Raw genomic sequence first — 18,028 nt, 5'->3', positions numbered from 1 at the left:
CGAGACCGTATATCTAACCTGGAGTGTCATGAGTTCTTCTCGATCGCGGACCCTGGTCCTCGGGGCGGCGGCGTTCGCGCTCGCGGCCTTCGTCGCCGCGGCGATCTTCGGTGTCATGTGGGCCGTGGCCGCGTCGGACGACAACGCCGACCTGGCGCGCTCGCGGGACGAGGTGGTCAAGGCGGGCGGCACCGCGATCAAGGCGTACACCGAGGTCGACTTCGAGAAACTCGACGAGTTCTTCGCCAAGCAGAAGGCCGTCTCCGACGACAAGATGAGCCAGCAGCTGGCCCAGCTGGAGCCGACCTACCGTAAGGCGCTCGGCGACGCGAAGACCAAGGTCGTGACCACCATCCAGGACATCGCGGTCGAGGAACTCGACGACCACGAGGGCAAGGCGAGCTTCCTCGCCGCCATCTCCACCCAGGTCACCCAGGGCGACAAGGCGAGCTCGAAGGCGCTGCGCCTGGAGGTCTCGATGACCAGGGTCGGCGATGAGTGGAAGCTGTCCGGGATCGACAACGTGCCCCTCGTCGCGGCCGGTCAGTAAGAGCGTCACCTAGAACGGAGCCACGTAGTGCCCCCCTCCCGTCGCCAGCCTCCTCGCAGCACTCCGCCGGTGCGCCGCCCCCGGGTGGCCGGCCTGCGACGGCCCGGTGCGTCTCCTGCTCCCGCGTCTCCGGAAGCCCCTGCTTCGGAGGTCGAGGTCGACGAAACGCCGACGCCGGTCCGCCGACCGTCGCCGCGGCCGGCTCCGCGTCCTGCGCCTGCGCCTGAAGCTGAGCCTGAGGTTGTTGAGCCCGCTGAGGCTGAGCCTGAGGTGGCGGCTGTCGAGGCCCCTGAAGAGCCCTCCGAAGCTCCTGAAGCCTCCGAAACCTCCGAAGAGGAGGTTGTCGCGAAGCCGAGCCCGCGCGCGAAGGTCCGCGCGGCTGCCGAAGAGAAGCCGGACGACCTCGAAGAGGCCGAAGCCGAGGTCGCTTCCGATGAGGATTCGGACTCTTCGGAGACCAAGAAGCCGGGCTCCAGGCAGCTGATCCTGGCGGGTGCGCTGGTCGTCGTCGGACTGCTGCTGGCCGCGACCGCGGTGCTGTTCAAGATCCAGGCCGACGAGGTGTCCAGCTCGACGAACAACACCGCGCTGCTGGACGTCGCGAAGACCGCGCAGGTCAAGGACCAGGTCGCGAAGGCGACCGAGGCGCTGTTCTCGTACGACTACAACAACATCGCGAAGACCGAGTCCGCGGCGGGCGACCTGTTGGTCAACGACGAGGTGCGGGCGAAGTACAACCTGCTGATGGGCGAGGTCAAGCGGCTGGCCCCGCAGCAGAAGATGGTCGTGACCTGCAAGGTCACCCGCAGCGCCGTCATCCGGCTGGAAGGCGACCGGGCCGACGTGATGGTGTTCGTCGACCAGAGCTCGACGCGGGCCGACACGAACAAGACCACCGCCGGGAGCGCGCAGCTGCACTTGAACGCGGAGCTGCAGGGCGACAAGTGGAAGATCACGGCGATGAACACCTACGCCGCTCCGCCCAACCCGGCCGCCTCCTCGCCCCCGGCCTCCCCTGCCCCCTCGAAGTGACCCCGGATCGCGTTTAGCCCGCTAAACGCGATCCGGGCGCCGACCTGCGTTTAGCCCCCTAATCGCGATCCGGTCCGCGACGTGCGCCCTCTCGCGGCTTTCCGGCACTCCCGCCCCCGACCTGCGTTTAGCGGGCTAATCGTGACGCGTCCGCGCGCCGCTCGACCGGAGCTTGAAACTCGCCGTGCGCGCCTTCTTGGCCATCTTCCGGTCCGGATGGCTCGCGCCGACGACGCTCAGGAGTTCGAGCCGGTCCGGATGGCCGGAGGACGTCAGCAGGTCCACGACGTCGAAGCCGTCGTCCATGTCGGCGAGCTGATGGACGAACGCGCCGAGCGCGTTCATCGCCGCGTAGTGGTCGGCCATCCCGAGGATGACCTCATCGCGAGTGATCGTTTCCCGGTCGACCGCGCCACGTTCGGACAGCCACATCGCGGCGGCCGCGCCGGCCAGACCGCCTTCGGCTCGGATTCCCGCAGCGGTCTCGAGGCCGATCTCCCCGGTTTCCCCGAGCGCGATCAAGGCGAACAGTCGTTCTTCGGGAAGCCGTGCCGTGCGGAGGAACTCACTCGCCTCTGCTGCCGCGTCGGAGGGCGACCGGTGCCGGGTCCAGGCCTTCAGCTCCGCGTCGATGATCTCCGGCGCGGACTCGGCGAGGCGTGGGCTCAGCTCGCCGAGACTCTTCTCCGCCGCCTCACCGATGACCGGTGCGTCCATTCCGGCCTCGCGGAGCGCCCTGTTGATCGCCCAGACGGCGATCGGGGTGAGGCTGAGGACGTAAGGGGAGGGATCGGGTTTCCCGGTGATCTCGGCGATCAGCGCGAGCCCGGCCGGGTCCGCGGTGCTCTTCTCGATCGCGCCGAGCCGTTCCAGCAGATCCAGCGCGACGCTTGTCGCGTACCGCGTCGGCTCGTCCGGTGCCTGCCCGAGTTCGACGGCTTCGAAAAGAAGCTCGACCGGCACGGCGACCGGACCCGACCGGTAGAGCGTGAGTGAGATCGTCGCGACCAGCCCGGGGCGCAGCGCCTCAGCCTCGCCGATCGTCGAAAACAGCCGCTCCCAGAGCCGGAGAACGTCGTCGACGAGCGTCGAGTTCTCCTCGACGGGCACGTGCTTGCCGTCGATGACGCGGACCAGCCCGGACACCTCCGCCCACCGAGGGATCAGCGGATCGCCGGCGTCCGACCCGGCGACGTAGCCGCGGACCTCGCCGAGAAGGGGGCTCTGTTCCGCAGCCTTCCGCAGCTCAGCTTCCGGCCGCAAGAGGACCGGGGGCATCTCGGAACCGGCGTCCTGCTCCCACGTTTCGCTCACGCCCCCAGTCTGGCAGCGTCCGCCCGGCGCGCGTCGCGATTAGCCCGCTAAACGCAGGTGCGCCGCCCTGCCTGTGCGCCGCACCAGACGGCCCACCGGTCACAACGGTCACACGGGCCGAGTTCGTCCGAAGCGCCCCGCCGCGAGCCTGGCCCGACCCGGTGACCGTCCGGGAAGCCCTGCCGGCCGGATCGCGATTAGCCCGCTAAACGCAGGTCGGCGCCCCAACGCCGTCACCTGCGGGTACCGGGCGGTAACCAGGATGACCGTCCTGTGAAGCGCTCCGCCGGGAGCTACTTCCACGCTGCGCCAACCGGCGGGACCACCGCGCGGCATCTTGACTCAGAGCCCCTGTGGGGTCACGCTTACAGGCAACGGTGAGAACCGGCGGTGCCCTTGCGGGAGGGACGGTCCGGGGAGGCCGAGGAGAGGCATACCTGAAGACGTTGCGATGCAGGCTGGGCCCCATCGGGAGCGCCCCCTGGACAGACCGCGACGTTCGGGCTAGACTGCTTCTTTGCGCTGCCCTCTTTCAGGCTGCCCGGAGCCGGTAGTTAGGATAGTGGGCACACGGCACCCTTGACAGACCGCATCAGCTGTTGCTGACGCGGCTGCTCACCGCTCATTGTCCCCGGAAGGACGCATCTTGGCAGTCTCTCCCGCGAACCAGGCCACTGCTGCGACCACCTCGGCTGTATCTCGCTCGGAGTCCACGGGAATCCCGGGAGCCCCCAAGCGGGTCTCCTTCGCAAAGATTCGCGAGCCGCTCAGCACCCCGAACCTGCTCGACGTGCAGATCAGGTCCTTTGAATGGTTCACCGGCGACGAGGCGTGGTTCGAACGCCGCGTCGAAGAAGGTGAAGAAAACCCGGTCGGTGGCCTGGAAGAGGTCCTCAACGAGATCTCGCCGATCGAAGACTTCTCCGGATCCATGTCGCTGTCCTTCTCCGACCCGCGCTTCGACGAGGTCAAGGCCTCCGTCGAGGAGTGCAAGGACAAGGACATGACGTACGCGGCCCCGCTGTTCGTGACCGCCGAGTTCGTGAACAACAACACCGGCGAGATCAAGAGCCAGACGGTCTTCATGGGCGACTTCCCGGTGATGACCGACAAGGGCACCTTCGTCATCAACGGCACCGAGCGTGTCGTCGTGTCCCAGCTGGTCCGTTCGCCGGGTGTGTACTTCGACACCAGCGTCGACAAGACCACCGACAAGGACGTCTTCAACGTCCGCGTCATCCCGAGCCGGGGTGCCTGGCTCGAGTTCGACGTCGACAAGCGCGACACCGTCGGCGTCCGCATCGACCGCAAGCGCCGCCAGCCGGTCACCGTGCTGCTGAAGGCGCTCGGCTGGACCACCGAGGCGATCCGCGAGCGTTTCTCCTTCTCCGAGACGCTGCTCGCCACCCTCGAGAAGGACCACACCGCCGGCACCGACGAGGCGCTGCTCGACATCTACCGCAAGCTGCGCCCGGGCGAACCGCCCACCAAGGAGAGCGCGCAGACGCTGCTGGAGAACCTGTTCTTCAAGCCGAAGCGCTACGACCTGGCCAAGGTCGGCCGGTACAAGCTGAACAAGAAGCTCGGCCTGACCACGCCGTACGACACCGGGACGCTGACCGAAGAGGACATCGTCTCGACGATCGAGTACCTGGTCCGCCTGCACGCCGGCGAGGACAAGGCGACCGTCGGCGACCAGGTCATCCCGGTCGAGACCGACGACATCGACCACTTCGGCAACCGTCGTCTCCGCACCGTCGGCGAGCTCATCCAGAACCAGATCCGCGTGGGTCTGTCCCGGATGGAGCGCGTCGTCCGCGAGCGGATGACCACCCAGGACGTCGAGGCGATCACGCCGCAGACCCTGATCAACATCCGTCCCGTCGTGGCGGCGATCAAGGAGTTCTTCGGTACTTCGCAGTTGTCGCAGTTCATGGACCAGAACAACCCGCTGTCGGGGCTGACGCACAAGCGTCGTCTGTCCGCCCTCGGCCCGGGTGGTCTGTCGCGTGAGCGCGCCGGCATGGAGGTCCGTGACGTCCACCCGTCGCACTACGGCCGCATGTGCCCGATCGAGACGCCGGAAGGCCCGAACATCGGCCTGATCGGTTCGCTCTGCTCGTACGCGCGGGTCAACCCGTTCGGTTTCATCGAGACCCCGTACCGCAAGGTCGTCGAGGGCCGTGTCACCGACCAGGTCGACTACCTCACCGCGGACGAGGAAGACCGCTACGTGAAGGCGCAGGCGAACGCGCCGATCTCGGAAGACGGCACCTTCGTCGAAGACCGCGTCCTGGTCCGTAAGAAGGGTGGCGAGGTCGAGCTGATCGACCCGCTGGACGTGGACTACATGGACGTCTCGCCGCGGCAGATGGTCTCGGTCGCGACGGCGATGATCCCGTTCCTCGAGCACGACGACGCGAACCGCGCGCTCATGGGCGCGAACATGCAGCGTCAGGCCGTGCCGCTGCTCCGCAACCAGGCGCCGTACGTCGGCACCGGTGTGGAGCTGCGCGCCGCGGTGGACGCCGGTGACGTGCTCGTCGCCGAGCAGTCCGGTGTCGTCGAGGAGCTCTCGGCCGACCTGATCACGATCATGCACGACGACGGCACGCGGAAGAGCTACGGACTGTACAAGTTCCGCCGCTCGAACCACGGCACCTGCTTCAACCACCGCCCGATCGTCAACGAGGGCGACCGGGTCGAGCAGGGTCAGGTCATCGCCGACGGCCCGTCCACCGAGAACGGTGAGATGGCGCTCGGCAAGAACCTGCTCGTCGCGGTCATGCCGTGGGAGGGCCACAACTACGAGGACGCGATCATCCTCTCCGAGCGCCTGGTGCAGGACGACGTGCTCACGTCGATCCACATCGAGGAGCACGAGATCGACGCCCGCGACACCAAGCTGGGCGCCGAGGAGATCACCCGGGACATCCCGAACGTCTCCGAGGAGGTCCTCGCCGACCTCGACGAGCGCGGCATCATCCGCATCGGTGCCGAGGTCCGCGACGGCGACATCCTGGTCGGCAAGGTCACGCCCAAGGGCGAGACCGAGCTGACCCCGGAGGAGCGCCTGCTCCGCGCGATCTTCGGTGAGAAGGCCCGTGAGGTCCGCGACACCTCGCTGAAGGTGCCGCACGGTGAGACCGGCAAGGTCATCGGCATCCGCGTGTTCTCGCGCGAGGACGACGACGAGCTGCCCCCTGGCGTCAATGAACTGGTCCGCGTCTACGTGGCCCAGAAGCGGAAGATCCAGCCGGGCGACAAGCTCGCCGGCCGCCACGGGAACAAGGGTGTCATCGGCAAGATCCTCCCCGCCGAGGACATGCCGTTCATGGAGGACGGCACGCCCGTCGACATCATCCTGAACACCCACGGTGTCCCGCGTCGTATGAACATCGGTCAGGTCCTGGAGCTTCACCTGGGCTGGCTGGCGTCGCAGGGGTGGAAGATCGAGGGCAACCCGGACTGGGCGAAGAACCTCAACGAGGAGCTCTACGACGTCGACCCCGGCACGAACACCGCGACCCCGGTGTTCGACGGCGCCAAGGAAGAGGAGCTCACCGGGCTGCTCGGCGCGACCAAGCCGAACCGCGACGGCGAGCGCATGGTCAAGCAGAACGGCAAGGCCACGCTGCTGGACGGCCGCTCCGGCGAGCCGTTCCCGTACCCGGTCTCGGTCGGCTACATGTACATCCTGAAGCTGCACCACCTGGTCGACGACAAGATCCACGCCCGGTCCACCGGCCCGTACTCGATGATCACGCAGCAGCCGCTGGGTGGTAAGGCGCAGTTCGGTGGCCAGCGGTTCGGCGAGATGGAGTGCTGGGCGATGCAGGCGTACGGCGCCGCATACACCCTGCAGGAGCTCCTGACGATCAAGTCGGACGACGTGGTCGGCCGCGTCAAGGTGTACGAGGCCATCGTCAAGGGGGAGAACATCCCCGAGCCGGGTATCCCCGAGTCGTTCAAGGTGCTCCTGAAGGAGCTCCAGTCGCTCTGCCTCAACGTCGAGGTGCTGTCGAGCGACGGCGCCGCGATCGAGATGCGCGACTCCGACGACGAGGACCTCGAGCGCGCCGCGGCCAACCTCGGCATCAACCTGTCCCGCAACGAGTCGCCCTCGGTGGACGACGTCGTGCACTGATTCGCGATGAGGCGGGAGCCTGCCTCCCGTGGGCTCCCGCCTCCGCTCGCCAACTCCTCTAGTCGCATCAACCCCAAGGGGATGTAAAGACGTGCTGGACGTCAACTTCTTCGATGAGCTCCGCATCGGTCTCGCCACCGCCGACGACATTCGTCAGTGGTCCTTCGGCGAGGTGAAGAAGCCGGAGACCATCAACTACCGGACGCTCAAGCCCGAGAAGGACGGCCTCTTCTGCGAGAAGATCTTCGGCCCGACCCGGGACTGGGAGTGCTACTGCGGTAAGTACAAGCGGGTCCGCTTCAAGGGCATCATCTGCGAGCGCTGTGGCGTCGAGGTCACCCGCGCCAAGGTGCGTCGTGAGCGGATGGGCCACATCGAGCTGGCCGCTCCCGTCACCCACATCTGGTACTTCAAGGGTGTTCCCTCCCGCCTGGGCTACCTGCTCGACCTGGCGCCGAAGGACCTCGAGAAGATCATCTACTTCGCGGCCTACGTGATCACTGGTGTGAACACCGAGCTGCGGCACAACGACCTGCCGACCCTCGAGAACGAGATCGGTGTCGAGCGCAAGAACCTCGAGACCAAGCGTGACGCGGACATCGAGGCACGGGCGCAGAAGCTGGAAGCCGACCTGGCCGAGCTGGAGGCGGAGGGCGCCAAGTCCGACGTCCGCCGCAAGGTCAAGGAAGGCGGCGAGCGCGAGATGCGTCAGCTGCGTGACCGCGCCGGTCGCGAGCTGGACCGTCTCGAGGAGGTCTGGACGACCTTCACGAAGCTCGACACCCGTCAGCTGATCGCCGACGAGCTGCTCTACCGCGAGCTCGTCGACCGCTACGGCGAGTACTTCACCGGCGGCATGGGCGCGGAGGCCATCCAGAAGCTGGCCACCGAGTTCGACGTCGCCGCGGAGGCCGAGAGCCTGCGCGACACCATCCGTAACGGCAAGGGGCAGAAGAAGCTCCGCGCGCTGAAGCGGCTCAAGGTCGTCGCGGCCTTCCAGGCCACCGGCAACGACCCGCGCGGCATGGTGCTCGACGCCGTCCCGGTGATCCCGCCGGACCTGCGCCCGATGGTCCAGCTCGACGGTGGCCGGTTCGCCACCTCCGACCTGAACGACCTCTACCGCCGGGTCATCAACCGGAACAACCGGTTGAAGCGGCTGATCGACCTCGGCGCGCCCGAGATCATCGTCAACAACGAGAAGCGGATGCTGCAGGAGGCCGTCGACGCGCTGTTCGACAACGGCCGCCGCGGCCGCCCGGTCACCGGTCCCGGTAACCGCCCGCTGAAGTCGCTGTCCGACCTGCTCAAGGGCAAGCAGGGCCGGTTCCGTCAGAACCTGCTCGGCAAGCGTGTCGACTACTCCGGCCGTTCGGTCATCATCGTCGGTCCGCAGCTGAAGCTGCACCAGTGCGGTCTGCCGAAGGACATGGCGCTCGAGCTGTTCAAGCCGTTCGTCATGAAGCGGCTGGTCGACCTGAACCACGCGCAGAACATCAAGTCCGCCAAGCGGATGGTGGAGCGGTCGCGGCCGCAGGTGTGGGACGTGCTCGAAGAGGTCATCACCGGCCACCCGGTGATGCTGAACCGTGCGCCGACCCTGCACCGCCTCGGTATCCAGGCCTTCGAGCCGCAGCTGGTCGAAGGCAAGGCCATCCAGCTGCACCCGCTGGTCTGTGAAGCGTTCAACGCGGACTTCGACGGTGACCAGATGGCCGTGCACCTCCCGCTGTCCGCGGAGGCGCAGGCCGAGGCCCGCATCCTGATGCTGTCGGCGAACAACATCCTTTCGCCGGCGTCGGGCCGTCCGCTCGCCATGCCGCGTCTGGACATGGTGACGGGTCTGTTCCACCTGACCCGCCTGACCGAGACCGCCGAGGGCGCGGGCAACGCGTACTCGTCGCCCGCCGAGGCGATCATGGCGTTCGACCGCAAGGCGCTGAGCCTGCACGCCCCGGTCAAGATCCGCATCACCGACCGTCAGCCCGCCAAGGCCGACGAAGCGGCGCTCGCGGAGAAGGGCTGGGAGCCGGGCAAGGCGTGGCTGGCCGAGACGACCCTGGGCCGCGTCCTGTTCAACGAGCTGCTGCCGGCGGACTACCCGTTCATCAACGAGCCGATGCCGAAGAAGCGTCAGGCCGCGATCGTGAACGACCTCGCCGAGCGCTACTCGATGACCCAGGTCGCGCAGACCCTGGACCGCCTGAAGGACGCCGGTTTCTACTGGGCGACCCGTTCGGGTGTCACGGTCGCCATTTCCGACGTCCTCGTCCCGACCGGCAAGAAGGCCATTCTGGACGAGTACGAAGGCAAGGCCGACCAGGTCGAGAAGCGGTACCAGCGTGGTCAGCTGTCGCACGCCGAGCGCAACAACGAGCTCGTCAAGGTGTGGACGCAGGCCACCGAAGAGGTCCACAAGATCATGGAGACGGCGCTGCCGGACGACAACCCGATCGCGATGATCGTGAAGTCGGGCGCGGCGGGCAACATGACGCAGGTCCGGTCGCTGGCCGGTATGCGTGGTCTGGTGTCGAACCCGAAGGGTGAGTACATCCCGCGTCCGATCAAGGCCAACTTCCGTGAAGGCCTGTCGGTGGCGGAGTACTTCATCGCGACGCACGGTGCCCGTAAGGGTCTGGCGGACACGGCGCTTCGTACCGCAGACTCGGGTTACCTGACCCGTCGTCTGGTGGACGTGTCGCAGGACGTCATCGTCCGCGAGGTCGACTGTGGCACCACCCGCGGTATCAACATGCCGATCGGCGAGGACATCGGCGACGGCAAGGTCCTGCGCGACCAGCACGTCGAGACCAGCGTGTACGCGCGGAACCTGGCGACCGACGCGGTCGACGCCAAGGGCAACGTCGTGCTCAACGCCGGTGACGACATCGGTGACCCGGCGATCGACAAGCTCATCTCGAGCGGGATCTCCAAGGTCAAGGTGCGTTCGGTGCTGACCTGCGAGTCGGCCGTCGGTATCTGCGCCACCTGCTACGGCCGGTCCATGGCGACCGGTCAGCTCGTCGACGTCGGCGAGGCCGTGGGTATCGTCGCGGCCCAGTCGATCGGTGAGCCGGGTACGCAGCTGACGATGCGTACGTTCCACCAGGGTGGTGTCGCCGGTGACGACATCACGACCGGTCTGCCCCGTGTCCAGGAGCTGTTCGAGGCCCGGGTCCCGAAGGGCAAGGCGCCGATCGCCGACGTCGATGGCCGCGTGCGCATCGAGGAGAGCGAGCGGTTCTGGAAGATCACGCTGATCCCGGACGACGGCAGCGAAGAGATCGTCTTCGACAAGCTGTCCAAGCGTCAGCGGCTCGCGAACACCCCGAACGGCCCGCTGGGCGACGGTGACCGCGTCGCGGTCGGCCAGCAGCTGCTCGAAGGCACGCCGGACCCGCACGAGGTCCTGCGGGTCATGGGGCCGCGCGAGGCGCAGATGCACCTGGTGGACGAGGTCCAGAAGGTGTACCGGGCGCAGGGTGTGTCGATCCACGACAAGCACATCGAGGTCATCGTGCGGCAGATGCTGCGCCGCGTGACGATCATCGACTCCGGTGCCACGGACTTCCTGCCGGGCGAGCTGCCCGAGCGGACCAAGTTCGAGGCGAAGAACCGGGCGTCGGTCGCCGAAGGCGGCGAGCCCGCCTCGGGTCGCCCGGTGCTGATGGGGATCACGAAGGCCTCGCTGACCACGGACTCGTGGCTGTCGGCGGCCTCGTTCCAGGAGACCACGCGTGTCCTGACCGACGCGGCCATCAACGGCCGCTCGGACAAGCTCGTGGGCCTCAAGGAGAACGTGATCATCGGTAAGCTGATCCCGGCCGGTACCGGGATCAACAAGTACCGCAACATCCAGGTGCAGCCGACCGAGGAGGCACGGGTCGCCGCTTACGCGATCCCGTCCTACGACGACGGCTACTACACCCCGGATGTGTTCGGCTCCACGCCGGGCGCCGCGGTGCCGCTGGACGACTACGACTTCGGCCGCGACTTCCGCTGACCGAAGCGAAATCCACGAGAAGGGCCCCCGCCGATCCGGCGGGGGCCCTTCCCGTTTCCCGGAATGTTCCAGTTTGAGTCCACCTCACCCGAAACGGGTACGAACCCTTCACCGATCTCGCTAATGTGACCGGGTTCTACGCGGTTCGGGGGCTCTGCGCATGTCCAACGGGTATTCAGGGGTGACTCTGCGTGAACAATTCACCTGGGGTGAGATCCATCGCGCGTACCGCGGGGGTCTATCTCGCGACGATCGCCGCCGGCGCGGCCCTGACCGGCGTGTTCGCCGCGCCCGCGCTGGCGGATCCGGAGCCTTCGGCCCCACCCTCCAGTGCGCCGGCGACGTCCGAAGCGTCGAGTAGCACTCCGGCCCCGACACCCAGCGCGCCGCCGGTCGAGAGTTCTTCACCCGCGGCGCCGAAGCCGCAGGCCGAGCGAGCGGAGGTCGAAGCTTCGGTCACGTTCGAGAAGTCGTCTTATCGGATCGACGAAGACGTCCGTTTCACCTTCAAGGTCAAGAACGTCGGTAAAACCCGCGTGGACGGCCTCCAACTGCACTATTTCTTCAGTGATCCGGGTGCGCTTTCGATCCCCTACGAGCCGGGTTGGGGGAAGCTGGGGCGCTCGCCGGGCGTGCCCCTTGAGCTGGGGGAGACCATCGAGATACCCGTCACCGGGCAGGTGGGAGACCTCGAGAGTGACTTCGTGAGCGTCCGAGGTTTCCTTTATGACAAGTCCTCGTTGAGCGTCGGCGAGTTCAAGTCCAGTGTCCCCGTCACGAAGGTCGCCGGCCGGGTGGCGGGTGTCGTGTTCGGCGACAAGAACGGCAACGGCAAGCTCGATGACGGCGAACAGCTGGCCGGTGTCCCGCTCACCCTGCGGTACACCGCCGGTGCCAAGGAGTACAAGGCCACCAGTGACGCCGACGGGAAGATCGATTTCGGGGACGTCCCGGCGGTCGAATATCTCCTCAGCAGTGGCGGTGATCCGATCAAGGGCTGGCTGTTCCCGCTGAAGACCGTTCGGGCCGGTGTGGACGCCAAGGATTTGCCCATCCGTGGAGTGCGGCCGTTGAACGGCGAGCTGAAAGCGTCGGTGTCCTTCACCAAGGACACCTACAAGACCGGCGAGCTCGCCCATGTCACGGTGAACCTGACGAACTATGGCCCCCTCCCACTCATCGGCATCGTCGCCGGCTGCAATCGCGCCGGGGTGGACTACGCCCTGAAGGGGGGTCCCGGCTGGGGAGACCTCGCGTACTTCGCAGGGGCGACGATCGCCCCTGGCCAGACCCGCTCCTTCGACGTGACCGAGAAGGTCCCGGACGCCGCGCTGAACCATGGCCGCGTCTCGGTGGCTTGTGACTTCGGCTATACCGACGTCGGCATCAACGGCAACCCGGTCGCGACCGACGAAGCCGCGGTGCCGGGCGGGATCGCCACCCTCGCGGGCCAGGTGGTCCGCAACGCCGATCCGGACAAGCCGGAGGGAGGGCTCGCCGGAGTCAAGGTCGTACTCGCCTCCGACGGCGACTGCCCGACCATCGTCGAGACGATGACCGACGCGGAGGGGCACTTCAAGATCAGCAACGTCGTGCCAGGGCCGAAGTACCGACTGTTCTTCGCCCCGCCGCAGGGTTGGCGGATCATGCAGGACAACCCGAAGTCGATCTACGTCGTCGGTCCGGCGGACAACCCTGCCCGGCTGCGTGTCGAAGCCGGGCACGGCGAGGAACCGCCGCCCACCTTGCCCACCCGGCGTCCTGGCTGTGACGCGTCCGGAACCGTCACACCGGCCCCCGGCGCGTCCGGTAACCAGGCTTCCGGCGGCGCAACGGGGCTGGCCCGCACCGGTGCCGACGTCCTCGGCCTCGGCGCCCTCGCCCTGGCCACCCTCGTACTCGGCGGGGGCCTGGTCTTCATCTCGCGCCGCCGCCAGGCCGACTGACCTGCGTTTAGCCCCCTAATCGCGATCTGCCACCTGCCCGCGCCCGATGCCACCGGACCGCGTTTAGCCCGCTAAACGCGATCCGGCGGCACTTGCGTTTAGCGGGCTAATCGCGATCCGGTAGGAGGGGCCGCAGGTCAGGAGGGTCGCGAGGGGGCACCACGGTCCGGCGAGTGCGGGGGCGGCCGCCGCGAGTGTGTCCGTTCGTCTGGCCTCGCTGGGGACCGGCGGGACGCGGGAGGGTGTCGAAGCAGTTGTGCCCGGTGCCGCATGTCGCACAAGGGAGACCGGCAGAGTTCCCAGAAAGTGTAACGAACACATAACGACACGGTTCGGGTCGGACGCGGGTTACTGGTCCGTTGTGACCTGCGGTAGTGCCGCCAGGTGGCGTAATTCCCAATGCTCGGAAAACGGCCACCCGTTCGGGTCAATGGGCCATCCGCATCGTGGGAAATTCACCCCGCCGGGGCACGTCCCATTCTTTGATCGCGAGATTGACACTCCAGCGGCCTCACACGAGTATTTCGCCCATGCAATCCCCAGTCGCCTTGGTGTGGCGCCGGCACGTTGACTTGCGGCAGCAGGCAAGCGCGCTGTGTATGGATTCCTGACCTATTCCGGGTTGGTCGCGCCGTAGGCGAATCCGCGTATCCGAAACGGATGCGCCCGTTGTTCGCGCGCTGACACTTTCCGCTGTGCCGCAACGGTTCCCCGCTGGAACCGGCGGTTGTTTGCTTTCCCTTTGATCCGCGCCGGTGACGCCTGCGCGAAAAGGGAGAGGTGTGCCAATTGTCTGGCGCTTCGGTAGCGAAAAACAGGGAGAAAGAATGCTATCCAACTCGCCAAAGTGGCGAAAAGTGGTGATCGGTGCCTTGGCGGCGGCGCTCGCCGTGGGCACGGTGACCTATACCGGCTCCACGACGAGCGCCTACGCCGACGTCCAGGTCGTCAAGGACGCGAAGAAGGCGGCCGACGGCAAGGAGTACTGGGTCCAGAACCACCTGGTGTCCAAGGACGTCGCGGCGTCCCGGAGCGCGGACGGCAAGCGCAAGAAGTGGCTGCTCGTCTGGGCCGGTGACGAGAACATCGCCGACACCCTGGTCAAGGACGTCAAGAACCTGCCGGGTTCGCTCGGCGGTGGTCTGAACAAGATCAAGAACGCGTTGCCCGGTCCGGACTTCCTCGCCGTGATCGACGCGACGCAGGGTTCCCAGACGTACGGCAAGGTCGTCAACACCGCCACCGTCGGACCGCTCGTCGAGAACGAGCCGCACCACATGCAGTATGTGTGGCACAAGGGAGACACGATCTACGCCGGCGCGCTGTTCGCCGCCGCGACGTACGCCTTCGACGTCTCCGCGTTGCCGCAACTGAAGCTCAAGGGCGTCAGTCTTCCCACGCAGACCCTCGGCGGCTCCGTGCCGGACGCGTACTGGGTGCTCAAGGACGGCACCGCCTACGGCACCTACATGGGTGGCCCGGTCGTGCCCGGCCCGCACACTTACGCCAACGGTTCCACGGTGGTGGGCAACGGTTTCGCCGGTAGTCCCGGCGAGGTCGTCCGCTTCGACCAGAACGCGCAGGTGCTCTCGGAGTCCCCGGCGGCCACACCGCAGGGCGACAACAGGAAGCTGTGCGACAACCTCCCGCAGCTGGACAAACCGACCTGCGCCAACCCGCACGGCATCCAGGCCCGTGAGGACCTCAACACCCTGGTCACCAGTGACTACGCCGAGCCGCGCAACATCATCCTCGATCCGGTGAAGCAGCCGTCGCCGTATCTGCGGCGGCCGACCGTCCGCACGTGGGACATCTCCGACCGCAACAAGCCGAAGCTCAAGGCGGTCTCGTACCTGCCGGACGGTCCGAGGGCCGATCCCGCGGACCCGCTGCACGCGGAAAGCCGCGCGGTCATGGAGACCACGGTGACCAACCTGCCGGGTCACAAGGGCGCCTTCGCTCAGACCATGCAGGGCGGCGCGGTGTTCTACACGCCGGACATCACCGCCAAGGAACCGCACTGGATCCAGGTGTTCGACGACGGCGCCGCCAACAAGGCGATCCACCCGAACAACGACTCCAACGGCGGCGGCTCCAACGGCGGCTGGATCCAGACCAGCCCCGACGACAAGTACCTCTATCGCGCGATCACGGGACGCTCCAAGGGCGCCCTCGGCCCGCACGACCCCGGCACCACCGGCGGCGTGTACGTCCTCGACATCCAGAAACTGGTCGCCGCGGGCGACAAGGTCGAGAACATCAAGGGCCGGATCGACACGAAGGAGAAGTCCCAGCAGGGCGGTGGCGGCGACCTGCCGACCGTCGTCGGCGCGGCGCCGATCAACCCGGGTACGCCCGGCGGCGGCCCGCACTGGGGCGCGTACGACAACTTCGTACTCGGCGACGACGGCTACTACCACGAAACCGACAAACCGCAGCACCTCGCGGTGTCGAACTACTTCGTCGCACGGTCCGGTTTGGACGGTGACCACAAGGTGAACCTGCTGAACCTCGGCGAGGACGGGAAGGTCGCGGTCGACCAGAACTTCCGGGACGAGTTCACCGGACAGGTCGGGATCAACTTCAACCGGAAGACCTGGCCGCACGGGTCCTTCGGCAACGCCAAACCGCACTCCGAACTGTTCGTCGTGGCGGACGCGGATCTCAAGTAACCCTGCTCGGCGCGGAAGGTCGTGGGTGGCGGGCGCACTCCGCCACCCACGGCTCCGCCGATCTGCTCGGAGAAGGTCTCCATGGATCACCACGTCATCCCGGCGAGCTCGGGTTCGGCCGGCGTCGGCATCGCCCTCGTCCTGCTCCGGCTCGGCCTTCTGCTGGCGACCGCTTTCCTCGCGGGCACAGGGATCCTGCGCCCACTGGTGGGTGAGCTGCCCCGACGGCTTCGGCTCACCATCGCCACCCTCGGCGTAGTTTCCGCCCTGCTGGCCGCAGTTTCCGCCTTCGCGACCGACGTCAACGTCATCGCGCTGATCGTGCATCTCCTGCTGGCACTGACGATTCCCGTCCTGATCCGGTGGCCGTCGGCGGGCCGCTGGGCGGCCCTCGCACTCGCCGCCTTGGTGGTGCTCGAAACCTCGCTCGGCCGGACAGGCGTCGAATTCGCCATCGACACCGTCTACGTCGCGGCCGCGGCCTTGTGGTTCGGCGTCACCGTGCTCTCCGCCTGGGTTCCCGCGGAGCAGTGGCGCCAGACGGACTTCCGGCTCGGCCCGCTTTCCTTGACACTGGGCGGGCTTCTTGTCGTCGCGGGAGCGGTCCAGCTGTTCACCTCCGGGCTGGGTTTCGATCGCAGGATCTACGGGACGCTCTTCGGCCTCACGTTGCTGGTGACCGCGGTGCTGCCGGCCATCGCCGGTTTCTTCGTCTCCCGCAACGATTCCACGCGTGTATACCGGTTCGGCGCGGCCGCTGTGGCCGTCGGCTTCGTTGCCTGGAGCGCCCTCGCGGCCATTCCCAAACCGCCCGAGCTCCCGGTTCCCGGTGTCGCGCTGCTCGCCGACGCCGCCCTCGGTGAACAGCGATTCCCCGTACTGGTGAGCCCGCAGCGGCCCGGCAAGAACCTCGTCCATTTCCCCGCGAGCGCGGGAGGAGACCTGTCCGCCGGAATCGAGGGCGGCCTGATCGGCAAGGCCACCGTGCGGCCCGGCGCCGAGGGCACCTGGGCCGAGGTCGACCTGCCGAAGGGGCGTAGCGACCTGGTCATCAGCCGCGGTGAGGAAAAGACGTCGATCGAGGTCGACGCCGGGGAGGAGCCAGGCCCCGCCATCGAGGACGCGGACGCGCCCGAGTGCGCTTCGGCGGCGCTGGGCGGCCTGATCGCCGACCGCCGCGAAGTTCTCACCTCCTGCCCGGCGGACGCGCTTTCGAGTGACGACAGCGGTTCTCTCGTCAAACTCGTCGAATTCCTCGCCGGGCGCAAGCCTTCCGCGCTCACTCTTGTCGAGGACACCTCGCCGCGTAGCGTGGCCGCCGCGAAACTGGTCCGCGAGACCGCCGCGCGTACCGGTCTGCCGGTACAGACCGAAGCGGGTCCGAACACCGCGCTGGTCGTCGTGTCCGGCTGGGCGGACGGTTACACGGCGATGACCCGCGCGGCCGAGTCCCAGCGGCTCAAGCCGACCCATCAATACGGCCTGTACCTGGCGCCCTGGCTGCTGAACGGGCCGATCGTCAACTCCGTCGCGAGTTCTTCGGTGCCACTGAGGTTCGACCCGCGCGAGCAGGTCGCCGTGAGTTTCGCCGTCGCGGCGGGCAACGCCTTCGGCGGCGAAAGTCCCACGCTCGGCGGTTTCCGGAGCTGGCTGGGCGACCAGGGGAGGTCGATCAATGGCGACGTCCAGATCTTCGCGGCGGCCCAGGTCAACGCGATGCCGATGTACCCGGGCGAACCGCACGCCGTCGGGATGGTCGCCGACCGGAACTACGCGGGGCAATGGATCCCCGACGGCACGATCGTGCCGGTCAGCTCGGTACTGCGGTGAAGTTCGATTTCAACGAAAGAATGGGAGAAGAAATGAAGCGAATCGCGGCCCGTGTGCTGCTGCCGCTCGCCGTCGCGAGCGCGCTGTCCGGACTCGCCGGCGGGGTCGCCGCGGCCGACCCGCTGCCGGGGCTGCCCACCGGCGGCGGCGACCCGGCGGTCTGGCTGATCCCCGGCCTCGACCTCGGCGGACTGCTCGGATCGACTGTCCCCGTGCCCACCGACCTCCTCGCCCCGATCTACGGGATCATCACGCCCATTTCGTAAAACCGTTATCAGCAAAGGAGAATCTCATGAAGAAGACCTTCGGCCGCGCGGTCGCCGGTGCCGCGCTCGCCGGCCTCGTCGTGCTCGGCTCGGCCGCTCCGGCGCTCGCCGCGCAGGACACCCCGAACGACGTCGTGGTCGTCGACGAACCCGACACGAGCGACCTCAACAACATTTGGACGTTCGCGCCGCTCGGCGTCCCGGTGCTGGGCCTCGTCCAGTCCCTCAACGGTGTCCCCGGCCGGCTGCTGCCGTCCTGACTTCCGCG

Annotated in this window: 10 protein-coding genes; 9 read left to right on the top strand and 1 reads right to left on the bottom strand. The window is 67.4% G+C overall.

Annotated elements, in window-relative coordinates; translation table 11 throughout:
- The first annotated feature begins 28 nt into the window (after positions 1 to 28).
- Together ACFVM3_RS00310 and ACFVM3_RS00305 are read left to right on the top strand one after the other, a co-directional pair.
- A complete protein-coding gene (locus tag ACFVM3_RS00310; protein ID WP_378434177.1) occupies positions 29 to 550 on the top strand; it encodes a hypothetical protein in 522 nt (173 codons plus the stop codon).
- Between the two features lie 270 nt (positions 551 to 820).
- The gene (locus ACFVM3_RS00305) at positions 821 to 1,582 is read left to right on the top strand and encodes a hypothetical protein (RefSeq protein ID WP_378434175.1); all 762 of its coding nucleotides are present in this window, start codon (positions 821 to 823) and stop codon (positions 1,580 to 1,582) included.
- A 135-nt stretch (positions 1,583 to 1,717) separates the two neighbouring features.
- Here ACFVM3_RS00305 and ACFVM3_RS00300 read toward each other — a convergent pair whose 3' ends face one another.
- Positions 1,718 to 2,896 (bottom strand): hypothetical protein, encoded by a 1,179-nt coding sequence (locus tag ACFVM3_RS00300; protein ID WP_378434173.1) that lies wholly within the window; start codon positions 2,894 to 2,896, stop codon positions 1,718 to 1,720.
- Positions 2,897 to 3,542: 646 nt separating this feature from the next.
- Between ACFVM3_RS00300 and ACFVM3_RS00295 the strand changes: the two genes are divergently transcribed.
- From ACFVM3_RS00295 to ACFVM3_RS00265, 7 genes are all read left to right on the top strand, one after another.
- The gene (locus ACFVM3_RS00295; RefSeq protein WP_219146135.1) at positions 3,543 to 7,043 is read left to right on the top strand and encodes a DNA-directed RNA polymerase subunit beta; all 3,501 of its coding nucleotides are present in this window, start codon (positions 3,543 to 3,545) and stop codon (positions 7,041 to 7,043) included.
- A gap of 91 nt (positions 7,044 to 7,134) precedes the next feature.
- A complete protein-coding gene (locus tag ACFVM3_RS00290) occupies positions 7,135 to 11,046 on the top strand; it encodes a DNA-directed RNA polymerase subunit beta' (RefSeq protein ID WP_378434171.1) in 3,912 nt (1,303 codons plus the stop codon).
- A gap of 191 nt (positions 11,047 to 11,237) precedes the next feature.
- A complete protein-coding gene (locus tag ACFVM3_RS00285) occupies positions 11,238 to 12,992 on the top strand; it encodes a hypothetical protein (RefSeq protein WP_378434169.1) in 1,755 nt (584 codons plus the stop codon).
- An 827-nt stretch (positions 12,993 to 13,819) separates the two neighbouring features.
- The gene (locus tag ACFVM3_RS00280) at positions 13,820 to 15,664 is read left to right on the top strand and encodes a hypothetical protein (RefSeq protein WP_378434167.1); all 1,845 of its coding nucleotides are present in this window, start codon (positions 13,820 to 13,822) and stop codon (positions 15,662 to 15,664) included.
- Positions 15,665 to 15,745: 81 nt separating this feature from the next.
- Complete coding sequence (locus ACFVM3_RS00275; RefSeq protein WP_378434165.1) at positions 15,746 to 17,494, top strand: hypothetical protein; 1,749 nt, start codon at positions 15,746 to 15,748, stop codon at positions 17,492 to 17,494.
- Between the two features lie 32 nt (positions 17,495 to 17,526).
- The gene (locus ACFVM3_RS00270) at positions 17,527 to 17,760 is read left to right on the top strand and encodes a hypothetical protein (protein WP_378434163.1); all 234 of its coding nucleotides are present in this window, start codon (positions 17,527 to 17,529) and stop codon (positions 17,758 to 17,760) included.
- A gap of 26 nt (positions 17,761 to 17,786) precedes the next feature.
- Positions 17,787 to 18,020: a hypothetical protein gene (locus ACFVM3_RS00265; RefSeq protein WP_378434162.1), complete on the top strand. Its 234-nt coding sequence runs from the start codon at positions 17,787 to 17,789 to the stop codon at positions 18,018 to 18,020.
- Positions 18,021 to 18,028: the final 8 nt, after the last annotated feature.

Origin of the sequence: Amycolatopsis sp. NPDC057786, from assembly GCF_042797905.1 — a bacterium.
GTDB lineage: Bacteria > Actinomycetota > Actinomycetes > Mycobacteriales > Pseudonocardiaceae > Amycolatopsis.
This window is presented reverse-complemented; position numbering and strand designations above follow the sequence as displayed.